This window comes from Xanthobacter tagetidis, from assembly GCF_003667445.1.
GTDB lineage: Bacteria > Pseudomonadota > Alphaproteobacteria > Rhizobiales > Xanthobacteraceae > Xanthobacter > Xanthobacter tagetidis.
On sequence record NZ_RCTF01000002.1, the window covers coordinates 1 to 16035 of the forward strand.

The following is a 16035-nucleotide window of genomic DNA, read 5'->3' on the forward strand; positions in this document are numbered from 1 at the left end:
CCTGCGTCTCGGCGGCGGCATCCGCGCGCAGGCGGCGGCGCTCGGCGGCGGCGGCATCCGCCGCGGCCAAATCGCGCCGGCGCAGCTCCACCGCGTGGACCGCCCCGGCGATGCGCGCCTCCAGCTCGGAGAGAACGCCCTGGCGCGTGCGGGCCTCGGCGAGCTCCGCCTCGTCCTGCCGGTCGCGGGCGGGGGCGGAGAGGCGCGCGAGCCGCTCCTGCGCCGCCTCCAGCGCCTCCAGGGTCCGGGAGAGGTCGGTGCGGCGGGCGGTGAGCACGGCGATCTCGCCGGCGAGCGCCTCGGCCGCCTCGTTGGCCTTGAGGTAGGCGCCGCGCGGCTTGCCGGCCTTGGTGAGCAGGTCGTCGCGCTGCTCCTCGATGGCCTGCGGCAGCGCCAGCCCGCGCTTGCCGCCGAGCACGGCCCCCACCTCGCTCTCCAGCGCCTCGTGGAGGCTGGAGCGCGCGGTCTCCGGCAGCGCGAGGTCGGCGAAGGACAGGCCCTGCTTCACCCACAGCACGCTCCACATGCCGAGCGTGCCGGCCTTGGCGCCGGTCTTGCCCGGCTCCTCGAAGCGCAGCAGGCCGCGCAGCGCATCCTCGGCGGCGTCGCCCTCCAGCGTGCGGCCGTCCGGGCAGTCGAGCCGGGCATAGGGCTTCTTCAGGAAGCGCTTGGTGATGCGATAGAGGCCGCCCTCCACCTCGAACGTCAGCTCCACCACCGGCGCGGCTTGGTTGCGGTCGTTCTGCAAGGCGACGATCTGCTGCGCCTTCGAGGCATGGCGCTCGAACAAAGCGGCGTGGAGCGCGTCGAGCAGGGTGGACTTGCCCATCTCGTTCGCGCCCACCACCACGCTCAGCCCGTCGCCGATGCCGGCAAGGCGCGCCGGGGCGGTGAATTTCTTGAACTGGTTCACGGCGAGCGATCGCAGCTTCATCTGCGTCCCGCCTCCAGCTTCATGTGCTCCACATAGAGCTTCTGCAGCGCCTCGGCGGCGAGCGCGCCCTCGGCGCCGCCGCCTGCCGCCAGCGTGCGCAGGTGCTCGGCCGCCGCGCGCACGAAGCCGCCGCGGTCGATGCGGTCGAGGTCCTCCGCCGTGGGGCTCGGGAACAGGCGGCGCTCGTCCACCCGGAGCACGCACAGGGCCGCCGAGACGCCCTCGACGATCTCGGCCTCGAACGCGCTGCGGTCCTGGAGCGAGAGCGCGCCCTCCACCTCCAGATGCACCAGAACCTTGTCGAGCGCCCCGCCGAGCGCGCGCAGGCGGGCGGCGAGATGGTCGATGTCGGCGCGCGCGTTGAGCTGCGCGTCGAGCGCGAGCCAGCGGAACTGGCCGGTCTCGAACGGGGTGACGCGCGGCCCCGCGCCCGGCCCGTCGATCTCCACCAGCAGCGCCTTGCCCGCCTCCACGTCGAAGGCGTCGGGCTCGGGCGTGCCGCTGTACCAGCAGCGCGGGCCGATCTGCTGCTGCCGGTGCCAGTCGCCCAGCGCGAGATAAGCGAGGTCCGCCGCCTGCGGCCGAAGGGGGGAGATGTAGTTGGGCTGGTCGGTGCCCTCCGGCCCGAACCCGGTGACCGAGCCGTGGGCGAGGCCGATGCGGACCGCCCCCTCTGGCGTCGCCGCACTGTCCATCCAGGCGGTGGGGTCGTCGAGCGTGTGACGGTGGAACAAGGGCGCGGGCAGCAGGAAGGCGCCCGCCTCCAGCGCCACCGGTGCGCGCGACAGGTGGGCGTGGACGTTTTCGGGCAGGCCGCGCCGCACCAATTGGTCCCACAGGCCGTTCGGCCGGTGCGGGTCGTGGTTGGCGGGAATGAGGTGCCAGCGGACGCCAGGGAAGTTGCGCATCCGCTCCAGCGGCTGGTTGAGCGAGCGGGTGGAGAGCGCCTCCATGTCGTAGACGTCGCCCGCCACCAGCACGTGGGTCGCCCCGCGCGCCTGCGCCTCGCCGCCGAGGCGCGTGATCGCGGCAAGGCGCGCCTCCTGGAGCAGCCCCATGGTGGCGGCATCCAGGAAGCGGAAGACCTTGCCGATCTGCCAGTCGGAGGTGTGGATCAGCCTGAGGGGCACCGGTCATCCCGGGTGGCGAGGAGGATTCGCCGCGATCCTAGAGCGCGACCCGAGCAGATGGAACAGACCGCTGCCGTCTCCCGCCGATCTGCCCTTCTTCGCCGCCGGAAACCGTCCTGCCGCTGCACCGAGGGGGACAGCTCACGGCGCAGAAGACGACGCGCGGCGGGGCGAAAGGCCGCGTTCTACCCCAAATGGGTCATGTAGGCTCCCGGCTCCCCCCATACGATGCAGCCCTATTCAGCATTAGGAGGATGCGGTGCGTACTCTTGTCATCGCAATACTGGCGATCCTGGCTCTCTCGGTGGCGCCCGTTCGCGCGGATCCAGGCAGTTCGACCACCCTATCCCTGGCTCAGATCAAGGACCGCATTGCAACGTCACCGTCACCGTCTGACAGCAGGACAAAGGTTGCCGAGCAGGTCTGCTACGGAAAGGGTGGCCGCTTTACCTGCAATGGCGACAAGTGCTGCTACAACGGCAAAGCCAATTGGTGCTGCAAGCCTGGCCAATGGTGCGGCGAGCATTTGGAGTGCGTCTGGCCGCGATAGGCGCGGGGAAAGGCGGGCCGGCGGCTCGTTTGCGTGACGGGCCCTTCCTGCTGCGGAAGGGTGGGCCACCTCCTTGACCCGCCAGGCGCGGCGCATCCGCCGCCGCATTTTGGACGCGGTTGCCTGTCAGCGCGGTCGCCTCCATGGCCGCCACCGATCCTCCTCCCCGCCGCCGCGCCCGCAATCCTCTCCTGAGGGCGCTCGGGCTCGTGTTCCGCATCGTCGCCGGCGCGGTGATCGTGCTCGACGAACTGGTTCGCCCGCTCTACCGCCCGCTGCTGCGGTGGATCGCCGGGCTGCGCCTGATGCAGGCGCTGGAGCGCTGGGTGTCCTCGCTCTCGCCGTATCTCGTGCTGGTGCTCATCGGCGTGCCCTATCTGGTGGTGGAGCCGCTGAAGTTCGTGGCGCTGCTCAAGATTGCCGACGGCCACGTGAAGACCGGCACCATCGCCTTCCTCCTGGCGCACCTCGTCTCGTTCGTGCTGATCGAGCGCATCTTCACCGCCGGGCGGACCCAGCTGATGACGCTGCGTCCGGTGGCCTGGATGGTGACCACCGCCGCCTCGGTGCGCGACGCCATCGCCGCCTTCGTCCACCTGGACCGTCTCAAGGCCCGCCTGCGGGCGCTGGTGCGCTGGGCGCGCATGCACATGCGCTGAGGGGGCGCCCGGCCGTCCGGTCGGCCGAGACCGGCGCGCGAGCGGGGAATTTCCGGCAAGCGGGAACGGGACCGGGGTTCCCGCGTTTCCGCCCTGCCGGGCGGTGGGTCAGCGCGCTGGATACCCCCGCCATCCGCACGAAAGGGACCCCGTCATGCCCACTCCCGCCAAGGAGCGCCGCAAGGCCGCGCTGCGCACCCCCACCGACCTCGGCGACAACGCCACCAAGGACATCGCCGGCGCGCTCACGGGCCTGCTCGCCGACATGTTCGCGCTCTATCTGAAGACCAAGAACTTCCACTGGCACATGTCCGGCCCACACTTCCGCGACTATCATCTGATGCTCGACGAGCAGAGCGAGCAGATCTTCGCCACCACCGACGATCTTGCCGAGCGCGCCCGCAAGGTGGGCGGCACCACGCTGCGCTCCATCGGCCACATCCACCGCCTCCAGCGGCTCGCCGACAACGACGCGGACTTCGTGACCCCCGAGGACATGCTGGCCGAGCTGATGGAGGACAATAAGAGCCTGATCGGCTTCCTGCGCGAGGTCCACGACGTGTGCGACGAATTCAACGACGTCGCCACCGCCAGCCTGATCGAGAATTGGATCGACGAGGCCGAGCGCCGGGTGTGGTTCCTGTTCGAGACCACCCGGACCCGCTGAGGCCGGCCTGCTGCCGGCCCTGCGAATGGCCTTCGCCGCGCCCCGCGGAGCGGCGGAGGCCCGGCTCAGGCGGCGGTCTTCAATTCCGCCGCCAGGGCCTCGACGAACAGCCGCACCTTCGCCGGCACCATGCGGCGGGTGGGATAGACCGCCCAGATGCCGAGCGGCACCGGCACCGCATCGGCGAGCGCCACCTCCTTGAGGGTGCCGGCCGTAAGGTCCGGCCCCACGTTCCAGAGCGAGAGCATGGCGATGCCGAGTCCGCCCCGGCAGGCCGCGTGAAGAGCGTCGATGGAATTGGCGGTGAACCGCCCGGCCACCCGGACGCGGGCGACCTCGCGCCCGCCGCCGAAGCTCCAATGGGTGGCGCCGCTCATGGTCAGGCACGCGTGCCCGTGCAGCGCGGCCAGCGTGGCGGGGGCGCCGTGGCGGGCGATGTAGTCGGGCGCGGCCACCAGCACGCGCGGGCTGTCGCCGAGCCTGCGGCCCACCAGTTCGCTGTCCGCCGGGGTGGCGATGCGGATGGCGAGGTCGATGCCCTCGGCGACGATGTCCAGAACCCCGTCGGTCAGGTGCAGGTCGACCTCGACCTTGGGATGCGCGAGCATGAAGCGCGCCATGAGCGGCACCAGCACGCGCCGGCCGAAGGCGAACGAGGTGGTGACGCGCAGCAGCCCGTGCGCCTCCGCATCGCTGCCGCGCACGCTGGCGCGGGCGGCGGCCTGCTCCTCCAGCATGGCGCGGGCGTGGGGCAGGAGCGCCTGGCCTTCCTCGGTGAGCGAGAAGGCGCGCGTCGTGCGATGGGCGAGCCGCACGCCCAGCTCGCGCTCCAAGGTGGCCAGGAGCCGGCTCGCCGTCATGGGCGAGAGCCGCAGCCGACGGGCGCCTGCCGCGAGGCTTCCGGCCGACGCGGTTTCCACCAGAAGGGCGAGGGCGGTGAGATCGAGCATATCGAATTTAGATATATCAGTGCATCGTTAGCAGAGATTATATCCTGAATTAGGTCAACCTATCTTCCATCCCGACACCGCGGCCCGCGCCGATGCCCTGGCTGGCATCCGCCCGGATGACCGCGGCCGGGAGACCGACATGACAGCGCACAATCCTGCGCCGGCGGACGCGAAGGCGGCCGGTCCGGCCCTCACCTTCGCCATGGCGGCTGCGGCAGGCCTCGCGGTCGCCAACATCTACTACAACCAGCCCATGCTGGCGCAGATCGAGCAGGAGCTTCCGGGCGCGCTCGGCGGCGCGATCCCCACCGCCACGCAGCTGGGCTACGCGCTCGGCCTGTTCCTGCTGGTGCCGCTGGGCGATCTCGTGGAGCGGCGGCGCCTGATCGTCCTGCAGTTCGTGCTGCTCGCGGCGGCGCTGGTGCTGGCGGCGACGGCCCCGAGCGCCGCGGTGCTGGTGCTCGCCTCCCTTTTGGTGGGGCTCGGCGCGACCGTGGCGCAGCAGATCGTGCCCTTCGCCGCGCACCTCGCCGCCCCCGAGCGGCGCGGCGCCACGGTGGGCACGGTGATGGCCGGGCTTTTGTCCGGCATCCTGCTCAGCCGCACGCTCGCGGGCTTCGTCGCCACCCATGGCGGCTGGCGCGAGATGTTCTGGTTCGCGGTGCCGCTCGCGCTCGCCATGGCGGGCGTGATGGCGCTGGTGCTGCCGCGCAGCGCGCCCGACGCACGCATGGGCTACGGCCGCCTCATCGCCTCCATCGGCGAGTTGTGGAGCGCTTTCCCGGCGCTCCGGCTCGCGGCGGCGACGCAGGCGCTGATCTTCGCCGCCTTCTCGGTGTTCTGGACCATCCTCGCCTTCCGCCTGGAGGCGCCGCGCTTCGGGCTCGGCCCCGATGTGGCCGGCCTGTTCGGTCTGATCGGCGCGGTGGGCATCCTGGCGGCGCCGCTCGCCGGGCGCTTCGCCGACCGCCACGGACCGACCGGGGCGGTGCTGATGGGCACGGCGGTGGCGCTCGCCGCCTGGATCGCGCTCGGCGCCTTCGGCACGCTCGCCGGGCTGGTGCTGGGCTGCGTGCTTCTGGATTTCGGCATGCAGAGCGCCCTGGTCGCGCACCAGCACATCGTCTACGCGCTGAAGCCCGAGGCGCGGGCGCGGCTCAACACCGCCTTCATGGGCGTGATGTTCCTGGGCGGCGCCGCCGGCTCGGGCCTCGGCACGCTGGCGTGGGATGCGGGCGGGTGGGAGCTGGTGAGCGCGCTGGGCATCGGCTTCGCACTCGCCGCGGCCCTGCTCCAGGCCCTCGCCTGGCGTGCGCGCCGCGCCAGGCGGGCCGGCGCCGCGGCCGGCTGACGCGCTCAGCCGCGGCGGCGATAGGCGCCGGGGCTCTGCCCGGTCCATTTGCGGAACGCGCGGTGGAATGCGCTCGGCTCGGAAAAGCCCAGATCGGCGGCGATCTCGCCCACCCCGCGCCCGCCGGCGCCGAGCCACTCCAAAGCGAGGGAGCGGCGCACCTCCTCCTTGATGTCGCGATAGGTCTGCCCCTCCGCCTTCAGCCGGCGCCGAAGCGTCAGTTCGGACAGGCGCAGGCGGGCGGCGATGGCGCCGACGCCCGGCCAGGCGGTGGGCGGCGCGGCGCGCAGGTGCACCCGCACCCGCGCGGCAAGCCCGGCATCGTGGCGGTAGCGCACCAGGATGTTGGCGGGCGCGCGGCGCAGGAACTCCGCCAGCGCCTTCTCGTCGCGCCGCGCCGGCAGCTTCAGGAAGGCGGCGTCGAAGGCGAGCACGCTCGCCGGCTGGGAGAAGCGCACCGGCGCGCCGAAGAACAGGCCGTAGTCCGGCCCGTGCGCCGGGCTCGGGGCGCGGAAGTCCACCCCGCGCAGCGGGATGCGCCGGCCCACCAGCCAGCAGGTGATGCCGTGCACGATCACCCAGAAGGTGCGGTAGGCGAAGGCCGAGCGCGCCGGCCCGTCGTCCTCCAGCACGATCCGGGCGAGGCCGTCCGCGACCTCAAGCCGTCCGTGGGGCGCGTCGAGCACCAGGCGCAGGAAGCGCAGCGCACGCTTCAGCGCCTCCTCCAGCGTCGCCGCATGGAGGATGACCTGGCACAGCATGGCGAAGCTGCCGGCGCGCATGGGCCGCGCGCCCATGCCGAAATATTCGTCGTCGAGCGCGCGCGCGATCTCGCGCCACAGCGCGCCGTACTGCTCCGCCGAGACCGAGGCGCCCACGGGGTCGGGAATGCCCGCGCGCGCCAGCAGCGGCGCCACGGGCAGGCCGGCGCGGCGCACCCCGGCGAGGGCGTCCTCGACGAAGCCGGCCGAGATCATGCGCCGCTCCATGGGGCCTCCTGCGGGTCGCGCTCGACATGGCAAAATCAATCAATGAATTATGCCAATAGCGTCATCGCTTGCCATATGAAAGGGCGGCTAGATCGCCGCGAATGCTGGCGCAGAACGCCGCCAAGGCCGCCGGGAGGGCCACAGGATGCAGATCAGGGATCATGTCTTTCTCGTCACCGGCGCCGGCTCCGGGCTCGGCGCGGCGGTGGCGCGCATGCTGGTGGGCGAGGGCGCGCGCGTGGTGATCGTCGACGTGAACGCCGAGGCCGGCGCCGCGGTGGCGGCCGAGCTCGGCGATGCCGCCCGCTTCCAGCGCGCGGACGTAACCAGCGAGGACGACGGCATCGCCGCGGTGAAGCTTGCCCGCGACGCGTTCGGCCACGTCCACGGCCTCGTGAACTGCGCCGGCGTCGCGCCGGGCGAGAAGGTGGTGGGGCGCGAGGGGCCGCATCGGCTGGACAGCTTCGCCCGCGCGGTCGCCATCAACCTCGTCGGCACCTTCAACATGCTGCGCCTTGCAGCCGACGCCATCGTCAAGGAGGCGCCGGACGCCGAGGGCGAGCGCGGCGTGATCGTCAACACCGCCTCCATCGCGGCCTATGACGGGCAGATCGGCCAGGCGGCCTACGCCGCCTCCAAGGGCGGCGTCGCCGCGCTCACTTTGCCGGCGGCGCGCGAGCTGGCGCGCTTCGGCGTGCGCGTCGTGACCATCGCGCCGGGCATCTTCGAGACGCCGATGATGACCGGCATGCCGCAGGAGGTGCAGGACGCGCTGGGCAAGAGCGTGCCGTTCCCGCCGCGCCTCGGCCGGCCGGCGGAATATGCCGCCATGGTGCGGCACATCCTTCAGAACACCATGCTGAACGGCGAGGTCATCCGCCTCGACGGCGCGCTGCGCATGCCGCCGCGCTGAGCGGCACGCGGGACGGTGCGCTCTCTGTCCTGGACTTCACGTCCCGCCGTCATCCCCCCGCCTCGTGCGGTGGATCCCCCCGGCGGCGGGGCGGGTGCCTGGGTGACAAAGGCAGAGCAAGCGGCCCGGTGGATGCCCCGGACGAGCCGGGGCATGACGGAGCTGAAGGGCGGCTGGAGAATCCCGCGCACCGTCATCCCCCCGCCTCGTGCGGTGGATCCCCCCGGCGGCGGGGCGGGTGCTTGGGTGACAAAGGCAGAGCAAGCGGCTCGATGGATGCCCCGGACGAGCCGGGGCATGACGGAGCTGAAGGGCGGCTGGAGAATCCCGCGCACCGTCATCCCCCGGCTTGTCCGGGGGATCCACTCTGCGGCCAGGCGGGTGCTCGGGTGTTGAAGCCGGGGCAAGCGGCCCGGTGGATGCCCCGGACGAGCCGGGGCATCCACCGGCTTGAAGGTACGAGGCCCGTGACCCATGAGGGGCAAGACCGCCTCTCGTCCGGTCTGGAATTCAGGGAGGACCAGAAAATGAGCCACTCCGATCCTATCGTCATCGTCGGCGCCGCCCGCACCCCCATGGGCGGCTTCCAGGGCGACCTGAAGGACGTCGCCGCCCCGGCCCTCGGCGCCGCCGCCATCGCCGCCGCGCTCACGCGCGCCGGCCTCGCGCCGGACCAGGTGGAGGAAGTGGTGTTCGGCTGCGTGCTGCCGGCCGGCCTCGGCCAGGCGCCGGCGCGCCAGGCGGCGCTCGGCGCCGGGCTGCCGCTCGCCACCGGCGCCACCACCGTCAACAAGATGTGCGGCTCCGGCATGAAGGCCGCCATGTTCGCCCACGACCTCCTCGCCGCCGGCTCGGCGCGGGTCGCGGTGGCGGGCGGCATGGAAAGCATGACCAACGCGCCGTACCTCCTCGACCGCGCGCGCGGCGGCTACCGCATGGGCCACGGCAAGGTGCTCGACCACATGTTCCTCGACGGGCTGGAGGACGCCTATGACAAGGGCCGCCTCATGGGCACCTTCGCCGAGGATTGTGCCGAGGCCTACCAGTTCACCCGCGAAGCGCAGGACGCCTTCGCCATCGGCTCGCTCACCAAGGCGCAGAAGGCGATGGACGGCGGCGCGTTCGAGGCCGAGATCGTCCCGGTGACGGTGAAGGCCGGCAAGGCCGAGCGCGTGGTGGCGGCTGACGAGCAGCCGCCCAAGGCGAAGCTCGACAAGATCCCGACGCTGAAGCCCGCCTTCCGCGACGGCGGCACGGTGACGGCGGCCAACTCCTCCTCCATCTCGGACGGCGCGGCGGCCCTGGTGCTGATGCGCCGCTCGGAAGCGGAGCGGCGCGGCCTCGTCCCGCTCGCCGCCATCGTCGGCCATGCCACCCACGCCCAGGCGCCGAACCTGTTCACCACCGCCCCCATCGGCGCGGTTCAGAAGCTCGCCGAGAAGACCGGCTGGGCGCTGGGCGATGTCGACCTCTACGAGATCAACGAGGCGTTCGCCGTGGTGCCCATGGCGGCCATGCGCGACCTTGGCTTGCCGGCGGAGAAGGTGAACGTCCATGGCGGCGCCTGCGCGCTCGGCCATCCCATCGGCGCCTCGGGCGCGCGGGTGATGGTGACGCTGCTGGCGGCGCTCCAGCGCTACGACATGAAGCGCGGCATCGCCTCGCTGTGCATCGGCGGCGGCGAGGCCACCGCCGTCGCCATCGAGCGCCTGCAATAGGCGCCTGCCTGCGCGCCGCGTTCAGCGGATGCCGGCGCGCAGGAAGGCCTGGATGAACTGGCGCTGGAAGATCAGGAACGCCATCATCAGCGGCGCCACCACCATGAGTGTCGCGGCGCTGATGATGGAGATGTTCACCCCGCTCTCCGGCGCGCCGAACAGCGACAGGCCCACCGTGAGCGGGCGCGTCGCCGGCGCGTTGGTGACGATCAGCGGCCACAGGAAGTTGTTCCAGTGGGTCGCCACCGACACCAGGGCATAAGCGAGATAGACCGGCCGCGCGGCCGGCACGTAGACCCGCCACAGCACGCCCATGAAGGAGCAGCCCTCCACCCGCGCCGCCTCCTCCAGCTCCAGCGGCACCGACTTGAACGCCTGGCGCAGCAGGAAGATGCCGAACGCGCTCGCCACATAGGGCAGGCCCATGCCGGCGATGGAGTCGATCAGGCCGAGCCGCGCCGCCATGGCGTAGTTCTCGACGATCAGCACCTCTGGCAGGATGAAGAGCTGCAGCAGCACCAGCACGAACAGCGCCTCGCGCCCCGGAAAGCTGAAGCGCGCGAAGGCGTAGCCCGCGAGGGTGCATAGCACCAGCTGGCCGGCGAGGGTGAAGCTCACCAGGAGCAGCGTGTTCAGCGCGTAGGTGGGCCAGGGCGCCGCGGCCCAGGCGGCGCGGTAATTCTCCAGCGTGAAGGGCGCGTCGAGCGAGAAGTCGAGCGCCTGTCCAGGCGCATGCAGCGAGGCCCAGGCGGCGAACAGCAGCGGCGCGATCCAGACCAGCGCCAGCAGCCAGGCGCCCGCCGCCTCCAGAATGTCGCCGAAGGGGATCGGCCGGGTGGCCTTCACGGACGTCATCGGTAATGAATCCTCTTGTCGAGGACGGCGAACTGGAGCACCGCCACCGCGCCGAGCACCGCCAGCACCAGCACCGTCAGGGCGGCGGCGTGGGCGCGGTCGAAATAGGAGAAGGCCATCTCCCAGATCCAGTAGAGCACCAGCTTGGTGGTGTTGTTCGGCCCGCCTTTGGTGAGGATGAACAGGTGGTCGATCAGCTTCACCGAGTTGATGAGCGCGTTGATGAAGATGAAGGCGGTGGTGGGCATCAGCAGCGGCAGCAGCACGCGCCGCAGATAGGTGAGGCGCCCCGCGCCCTCCACCAAAGCCGCCTCCTTGAGGTCCGGCGGGATGGTCTGGAGCGCGGCGAGGTAGAAGATCATGAAGAAGCCCGCCTCCTTCCACACCGTGACGGCGATCACCGCCCCGAGCGCGGTCTGCGGCTGGCCGAGCCAGTTGACCGGCGGCAGGCCGAAGAGGCCGGTGACGCTGTCGATCACGCCGAGGCCGGGCGTGTAGAAGAACAGCCACAGGTTCGCCGCCGCGATCATCGGCAGGATGGTGGGGGTGAAATAGGCCCCGCGCACGAAGCCGCGCAGCGGCAAGTGCCGGTCCGCCCACAGCGCCATGAGCAGCGCCAGCGCGATCGAGACCGGGATGGTGATGCCGGCATAGACGAGGTTGTTGCCGAGCACGGTCCAGAAGGTGGGATCGGCGAGGAGATCGGCATAGTTCTCGGCGCCGTTGAACATCGAGGGGCGCCGCGCGGTGCCGCGGGAATGGACGCTGGCGATCAGGGTCGTGGCGGTGGGCAGGAAGGCGAACAGCGTCAGCAGGATCAGAGCGGGCGCGAGCAGCATCCAGCCATAGAGCGCATGCAGGCGCCGCTGCCGGGAAGCGATGGGATCAAGCGCGCGGGCGGTGGGCATGGGCTTTCTGGGGTGCTCCGGTGGTGGGTCTGGGAACCGGGCGGAACCCTCCCGCGCATGCGGGGGAGGGCAGGGAGAGGGAACCTGCTGCGCTTGCCTGGCGGTGGGGATGGGGATGGCGTCCCTGCCCCCTCCCCAACCACGCGGAACCCTCCCCCGCGTGCCCGGCGGTGGGTCTGGGAACGACGCGGAACCCTCCCCCGCGTGCGGGGGAGGGCAGGGAGGGGGAACCCTCTGCGCTTGCCCGGCGGTGGGGATGGGGACGGCGTCCCTTGCCCCCTCCCCAACCCTCCCCCGCAAGCGGGAGAGGGAGTCCCGCCGGTGCCCGCCTCCAAGTCCGGGCCAGGCGCCTGCTTCGTCATCCCTCACAACCGTCATCCCTCACACCCGTCATCCCCCGGACAAGCCGGGGGATGACGGTGGTGCAGGCCAGGCGCGGCTCAGCGCTTGTAGGGCTTGAGCAGCTGGGTGGCGGTGGCCTGGGCGTCCTTGAGCGCGTCGGCCGGGCTCTTGGTGCCGGTCAGCGCCGCCTGGATGGCGTTGTTGAGCGCCTCGCGCACGCGGGCGGTCTCCCAGGTGGAGAACTCGGCGATGGCGACCTTGAGCTGGTCGCGCGCCACCAGCGCCTGCGGGAAGTCCTTGCCGTAGGCCTTCAGCTCCTTGGTCTCGTAGGCCGCCGGGCTCACGCCCACATAGCCGGTGGCGATCGACCACTCGGCCGCGCGCTCGGGCGCCGTCATGTAGCGGATCAGCTTGAGGGAGGCGGCGCGCTCGGCCTCCGAGGCGTTGCGGAACAGGTAGAAGTTGCCGCCGCCGGTGGGCGAGCCGGGCTGCTTGTGGGCCGGTAGCTCGGCGACGCCGAAGTCGAACTTCGCCTCGTTCTTCACGGCCGTAAGGTTGCCGGTGGTGTGCCACATCATGGCCGTCTGGCCCTGCACGAAGGCCTGGCGCAGGGTGCCCCACTCGACGATGCCGGCGGGCGAGATCTTGTGCTCGCTGGAGAGCGACTTCCAGAACGCGAGCGCCTCGATCACGGCCGGATCGTCGAAGGCGACGCTGGCGCCGTCCTTGCTCATCAGCTCCTTGCCGTTCTGGATCGCGAAGCACTGGAACATCCAGTAGGGATAGCCGGTGGACGGCACCATCAGGCCGTAGCGGCCGTCCTTGGCGAGTTTCTTGCCGGCGGCCACCATCGCGTCCCAGGTCTTCGGCGGCGCGTTCGGGTCGAGCCCGGCCTCGCGGAACATGTCCTTGTTGTAGAACATGACGATGGTGGAGCGCTGGAACGGGATGCCCCAGGTCTTGCCGTCGATGCGCCCGTTCGCCATCAGCGCCGGGTAGAAGCCGTCGAGCCAGGCCTTGTCCTCGGCGCTCTTCGCCACGTCCTCGAACGGCACGATGAGTTCCTGCTCGATCAGGTCGTAGGCGTCGATGGAGAACAGGACCGAGAGCTGGGCCGGCTGGCCGCTCTTGAGCGCGGAGAGCGCCCGCACGCGGGTGTCGTCGTAATTGCCGGCATAGACCGCCTTCACGGCGACGTCGGGGTTCTCCTTCTGGAAGCCCTCGATCATGCCGTCGATCACCTTGGTGAGCGGCCCGCCCACGGCGATCGGGTAGAACATGGTGAGCTCGGTCTTGGTCGGCTCATTCTTGGCGAAGGCCGGCACCGTGGCGGCGGCGAAAAGGCTCGCCGCCGTCACGGCGGCGGTGAAGAAGCGTCTCATGGTCAGTGTCCTTCTGGCCTTGGGGGAACGCGTACGCGGGTGGAAGTGGGGCTCACACCGCCGCACGGGCGACGGGATCGGCGGCCGTCGCCGGCAGGTCGGGGAAGGGCTCGTCCGGGACGCGCCGGCCGCTGTCGCGCTCGAACCAGTGGGTGGCGGCGGGGTCCCAGCCGAGCGACACCGCCGCGCCGGGCGCCGGCTCGTTGCGGCCGGGCAGGCGGGCGATCACCTGGGCACCGTTTTGCGCGCCGCCGGCGAGCCGCAGATAGACGAAGGTCTCCGCGCCCAGGAACTCGCTCGCCTCCACGGTCGCCGGCAGGAGGCCGGCGCTGGGCGCCGCGAGGCACAGCGCCTCGGCGCGCACGCCGGCCACGAGGCGCGCGGGCGCATGGCCGGGCGGCGGCGGCAGCGGCACCAGAGCGGCCGGCAGCAGCGTCATGGGCGGCGTGCCGACGAAGCCGGCGGCGAACAGCGAGGCCGGGCGCTCATAGAGCGCGGCGGGCGCGCCCTGCTGCTCGACGCGGCCGTCGCGCATGAGGATCACCTGGTCGGCCATGCCCATGGCCTCGGTCTGGTCGTGGGTGACGTAGATCACCGTCATGCCGAGCCGGCGCTGCAAGGCGCGGATGTCCTGGCGCACCGCGTGGCGCAGCTTGGCGTCGAGGTTGGAGAGCGGCTCGTCCATCAGGCAGAGCGGATGATCGGCGACGATGGCGCGCGCCAGCGCCACGCGCTGGCGCTGGCCACCGGAAAGCTGGGCTGGCCTGCGCGCGCCGAGGCCGTCGAGCCCGGTGAGCGCCAGCGCCTCGGCGAGCTTGCGGCCTCGCTCGGCGCGCGGCACCCGGCGCACCTTGAGGCCGAACACGATGTTCTCCTCCACCGAAAGATGCGGGAACAGCGCGTAGGACTGGAACACCACCGAGAGCCCGCGCGCGGAGGGGGCGAGCGCGGTCACGTCGCGCCCGCCGATCTCCACCCGGCCGCGGTCCGGCGTCTCCAGCCCTGCGATGAGGCGCAACGTGGTGGACTTGCCGCAGCCGGACGGGCCGAGCAGCACCGTGAAGCCGCCGCACGGCACCGCGATGGACAGGTCCGCGACGCCCCCGCCGCCGGGGAACAGGCGGGTCACGCCGTCGAGGCGCACGAAGTCGGGGCCGAGCGCGCTCATGCAGCGGCTCCGGTGGCGACGCGCAGGCGCCGGGCCTGGTCCTCGCCGGCGAACAGGGAAACGAATTCGGGCGGGGGCGGCGCATCCACAACCAGCAGGTCGATGTCGGTGAGCCGTCCGCCGCGCGCCGGCGCCGGCCGGCCGAACTTGCTCACGTCCGCTACCAGGATGGAGCGGCGGCAGCTGCCGCGCATGGCGGCGCGCACCAGCACCTCGGCGCGGTCGAAGTCCACCAGCGTGCCGTCCGGCTCGATCCCGCCGACGCCAAACACGCAGACGTCGACCCGGTAGTCGCCGAACATCTCCTCCACGTGCGGCCCGAGCATGTCGCGGTCCGGCAGCCGCACCGCGCCGCCCGGCAGGATGATGCGGTTCGAGCGCGCCACCGAGAGCGCCATGGCGACGTTGAGATTGTTGGTGACGACGGTGAGGTCCGCGTGGCCCTGCATGGCGAGGGCGACGAATTCCGGCGTGGTGCCGATGCCGAAAGAGACCGAGGCGCCGTTCGGGATCATCCCCGCCACCAGCGCGCCGATGGCCTGCTTGGCGAGCGGGTGGATGATGCGGCGCGAATCGTAGGGCAGGTTGATCCGCGGCGCCTCCACATATTCCGCCCCTCCCCGGCGCCGGCGCAGCAGATTGGCGTCGCACAGGGTGTTGATGTCGCGGCGGATGGTCTGCGGCGTCACCGCGAAGTGCCCGGCCAGCATTTCGATGCTGAGGAACCCGCCCTGGCGGGCGATATCGACGATACCGTGCTGCCGCGGTGTGATGTTCATTTCCGTCCGTCGCCATGTTCGTTCGAACATCGGCGGGACCGTAGTCGGGCTCGTTGAAGCTGGAACGTCAGTTCTGTGACGCTCGAATGAACCCGCGGCGCGCCCTCAGCCGCGGGCCTCGGCGAGGATGTCCTTAAGCACCGGCGCCACCCCGGCGCGGAACGCGCGCACCGCGTCGCGCACGATGGGGCCGAGGTCTTCCGGCGTCGTCGTGCCGTACACGTAGCGCCGGATGGCGAGGTAGAAGATGCGCCCGTGCAGTCCCCAGAACAGTTCCGCCTCTCGCTCGCCGATCGGCACCTCGTCCGGCGGCGGCAGCTTCAGCTCGGCGCGCAGCTCGGCGCAGGCGGGCAGGATGATCTCATCGCGCACGATGGCGAGGTAGCGGCTGGTGATGTCGAACGACTTCAGGCCGGAGAAGGCGAAGATGCGGACCCAGTGATAGTCGAACACCCGCTCCACATATTCGAGGTAGAACTGGGTGAGGCGCTCTTCCAGCGGACGTGTGCGGTCGGTCACGAGGAGCGCCCAGCTCGCCTGCCAGCGGCTGAGATAGACGTGCTCGTAGACCCGCTCGATGAGCGCTTCCTTGCTGGGGATGTAGCGGTAGATGGCCGAATGGGTAATCCCCATGCGTTTCGCCAGTTCGCGCGTCTGCCCCTCGAACCCGCGCTCTGCGAAGAAGCGCACCGCCTCCTCGATGATGGCCTGCTCGCGGTCGGCGGCGCGCATGTGGCGCC

The 16035-nt window shown here is 71.4% G+C and carries 15 protein-coding genes; 5 read left to right on the forward strand and 10 right to left on the reverse strand.

Going from position 1 to position 16035, the window contains the following annotated elements; genetic code table 11:
• Positions 1–934, reverse strand: a 934-nt coding sequence (locus tag D9R14_RS02855; RefSeq protein WP_147452934.1) for an ATP-binding protein, incomplete at its 3' end; no start/stop codon positions are given.
• Complete coding sequence (locus D9R14_RS02860) at positions 931–2064, reverse strand: metallophosphoesterase family protein (protein ID WP_121621813.1); 1134 nt, start codon at positions 2062–2064, stop codon at positions 931–933. The genes D9R14_RS02855 and D9R14_RS02860, both read right to left, overlap by 4 nt.
• Positions 2065–2757: 693 nt before the next feature.
• Between D9R14_RS02860 and D9R14_RS02865 the strand changes: the two genes are divergently transcribed.
• Positions 2758–3273 (forward strand): hypothetical protein, encoded by a 516-nt coding sequence (locus D9R14_RS02865; protein WP_121621814.1) that lies wholly within the window; start codon positions 2758–2760, stop codon positions 3271–3273.
• A gap of 154 nt (positions 3274–3427) precedes the next feature.
• Complete coding sequence (locus D9R14_RS02870; RefSeq protein WP_121621815.1) at positions 3428–3940, forward strand: Dps family protein; 513 nt, start codon at positions 3428–3430, stop codon at positions 3938–3940.
• Positions 3941–4005: 65 nt separating this feature from the next.
• On the opposite strand, the gene D9R14_RS02875 is transcribed toward D9R14_RS02870, so the two are convergent.
• Positions 4006–4890 (reverse strand): LysR family transcriptional regulator, encoded by an 885-nt coding sequence (locus tag D9R14_RS02875; protein ID WP_121621816.1) that lies wholly within the window; start codon positions 4888–4890, stop codon positions 4006–4008.
• Positions 4891–5029: 139 nt separating this feature from the next.
• Here D9R14_RS02875 and D9R14_RS02880 point away from each other — a divergent pair, with 139 nt between their 5' ends.
• Positions 5030–6241 carry an MFS transporter gene (locus tag D9R14_RS02880; protein ID WP_210210799.1) on the forward strand — a complete coding sequence of 404 codons (1212 nt, stop codon included), beginning with the start codon at positions 5030–5032 and terminating at the stop codon, positions 6239–6241.
• 5 nt (positions 6242–6246) lie between these two features.
• On the opposite strand, the gene D9R14_RS02885 is transcribed toward D9R14_RS02880, so the two are convergent.
• Positions 6247–7230 carry an AraC family transcriptional regulator gene (locus D9R14_RS02885; RefSeq protein ID WP_121621817.1) on the reverse strand — a complete coding sequence of 328 codons (984 nt, stop codon included), beginning with the start codon at positions 7228–7230 and terminating at the stop codon, positions 6247–6249.
• 145 nt (positions 7231–7375) lie between these two features.
• Here D9R14_RS02885 and D9R14_RS02890 point away from each other — a divergent pair, with 145 nt between their 5' ends.
• Both D9R14_RS02890 and D9R14_RS02895 read left to right on the forward strand, forming a co-directional pair.
• Positions 7376–8143 (forward strand): 3-hydroxyacyl-CoA dehydrogenase, encoded by a 768-nt coding sequence (locus D9R14_RS02890; RefSeq protein WP_121621818.1) that lies wholly within the window; start codon positions 7376–7378, stop codon positions 8141–8143.
• Between the two features lie 527 nt (positions 8144–8670).
• Complete coding sequence (locus D9R14_RS02895) at positions 8671–9861, forward strand: acetyl-CoA C-acyltransferase (RefSeq protein ID WP_121621819.1); 1191 nt, start codon at positions 8671–8673, stop codon at positions 9859–9861.
• A 21-nt stretch (positions 9862–9882) separates the two neighbouring features.
• On the opposite strand, the gene D9R14_RS02900 is transcribed toward D9R14_RS02895, so the two are convergent.
• The 6 genes from D9R14_RS02900 to D9R14_RS02925 form a co-directional block, all read right to left on the reverse strand.
• Complete coding sequence (locus D9R14_RS02900) at positions 9883–10716, reverse strand: carbohydrate ABC transporter permease (RefSeq protein WP_121621820.1); 834 nt, start codon at positions 10714–10716, stop codon at positions 9883–9885.
• Positions 10713–11624 carry a carbohydrate ABC transporter permease gene (locus D9R14_RS02905; protein ID WP_121621821.1) on the reverse strand — a complete coding sequence of 304 codons (912 nt, stop codon included), beginning with the start codon at positions 11622–11624 and terminating at the stop codon, positions 10713–10715. Before D9R14_RS02905 ends, D9R14_RS02900 begins: the two co-directional genes overlap by 4 nt.
• 440 nt (positions 11625–12064) lie before the next feature.
• The gene (locus D9R14_RS02910; RefSeq protein WP_121621822.1) at positions 12065–13348 is read right to left on the reverse strand and encodes an ABC transporter substrate-binding protein; all 1284 of its coding nucleotides are present in this window, start codon (positions 13346–13348) and stop codon (positions 12065–12067) included.
• Between the two features lie 52 nt (positions 13349–13400).
• Positions 13401–14516 (reverse strand): ABC transporter ATP-binding protein, encoded by a 1116-nt coding sequence (locus D9R14_RS02915; RefSeq protein ID WP_121621823.1) that lies wholly within the window; start codon positions 14514–14516, stop codon positions 13401–13403.
• On the reverse strand, positions 14513–15295 hold the full coding sequence (locus D9R14_RS02920) for a DeoR/GlpR family DNA-binding transcription regulator (protein ID WP_121621824.1): 783 nt from the start codon (positions 15293–15295) through the stop codon (positions 14513–14515). Before D9R14_RS02920 ends, D9R14_RS02915 begins: the two co-directional genes overlap by 4 nt.
• Positions 15296–15400: 105 nt before the next feature.
• Positions 15401–16027, reverse strand: a complete 627-nt coding sequence (locus D9R14_RS02925) for a TetR/AcrR family transcriptional regulator (RefSeq protein WP_121622087.1) — start codon at positions 16025–16027, stop codon at positions 15401–15403.
• Positions 16028–16035 lie beyond the last annotated feature (8 nt).

What these genes read in the sequence shown, in the direction of transcription:
- D9R14_RS02865 (WP_121621814.1), top strand. Translation starts at nt 2,758, where the DNA reads ATGGCCGCCACCGATCCTCCTCCCCGCCGCCGCGCCCGCAATCCTCTC.
- D9R14_RS02870 (WP_121621815.1), top strand. Translation starts at nt 3,428, where the DNA reads ATGCCCACTCCCGCCAAGGAGCGCCGCAAGGCCGCGCTGCGCACCCCC.
- D9R14_RS02875 (WP_121621816.1), bottom strand. Translation starts at nt 4,890, where the DNA reads ATGCTCGATCTCACCGCCCTCGCCCTTCTGGTGGAAACCGCGTCGGCC.
- D9R14_RS02880 (WP_210210799.1), top strand. Translation starts at nt 5,030, where the DNA reads ATGACAGCGCACAATCCTGCGCCGGCGGACGCGAAGGCGGCCGGTCCG.
- D9R14_RS02885 (WP_121621817.1), bottom strand. Translation starts at nt 7,230, where the DNA reads ATGGAGCGGCGCATGATCTCGGCCGGCTTCGTCGAGGACGCCCTCGCC.
- D9R14_RS02890 (WP_121621818.1), top strand. Translation starts at nt 7,376, where the DNA reads ATGCAGATCAGGGATCATGTCTTTCTCGTCACCGGCGCCGGCTCCGGG.
- D9R14_RS02895 (WP_121621819.1), top strand. Translation starts at nt 8,671, where the DNA reads ATGAGCCACTCCGATCCTATCGTCATCGTCGGCGCCGCCCGCACCCCC.
- D9R14_RS02900 (WP_121621820.1), bottom strand. Translation starts at nt 10,716, where the DNA reads ATGACGTCCGTGAAGGCCACCCGGCCGATCCCCTTCGGCGACATTCTG.
- D9R14_RS02905 (WP_121621821.1), bottom strand. Translation starts at nt 11,624, where the DNA reads ATGCCCACCGCCCGCGCGCTTGATCCCATCGCTTCCCGGCAGCGGCGC.
- D9R14_RS02910 (WP_121621822.1), bottom strand. Translation starts at nt 13,348, where the DNA reads ATGAGACGCTTCTTCACCGCCGCCGTGACGGCGGCGAGCCTTTTCGCC.
- D9R14_RS02915 (WP_121621823.1), bottom strand. Translation starts at nt 14,516, where the DNA reads ATGAGCGCGCTCGGCCCCGACTTCGTGCGCCTCGACGGCGTGACCCGC.
- D9R14_RS02920 (WP_121621824.1), bottom strand. Translation starts at nt 15,295, where the DNA reads ATGAACATCACACCGCGGCAGCACGGTATCGTCGATATCGCCCGCCAG.
- D9R14_RS02925 (WP_121622087.1), bottom strand. Translation starts at nt 16,027, where the DNA reads ATGCGCGCCGCCGACCGCGAGCAGGCCATCATCGAGGAGGCGGTGCGC.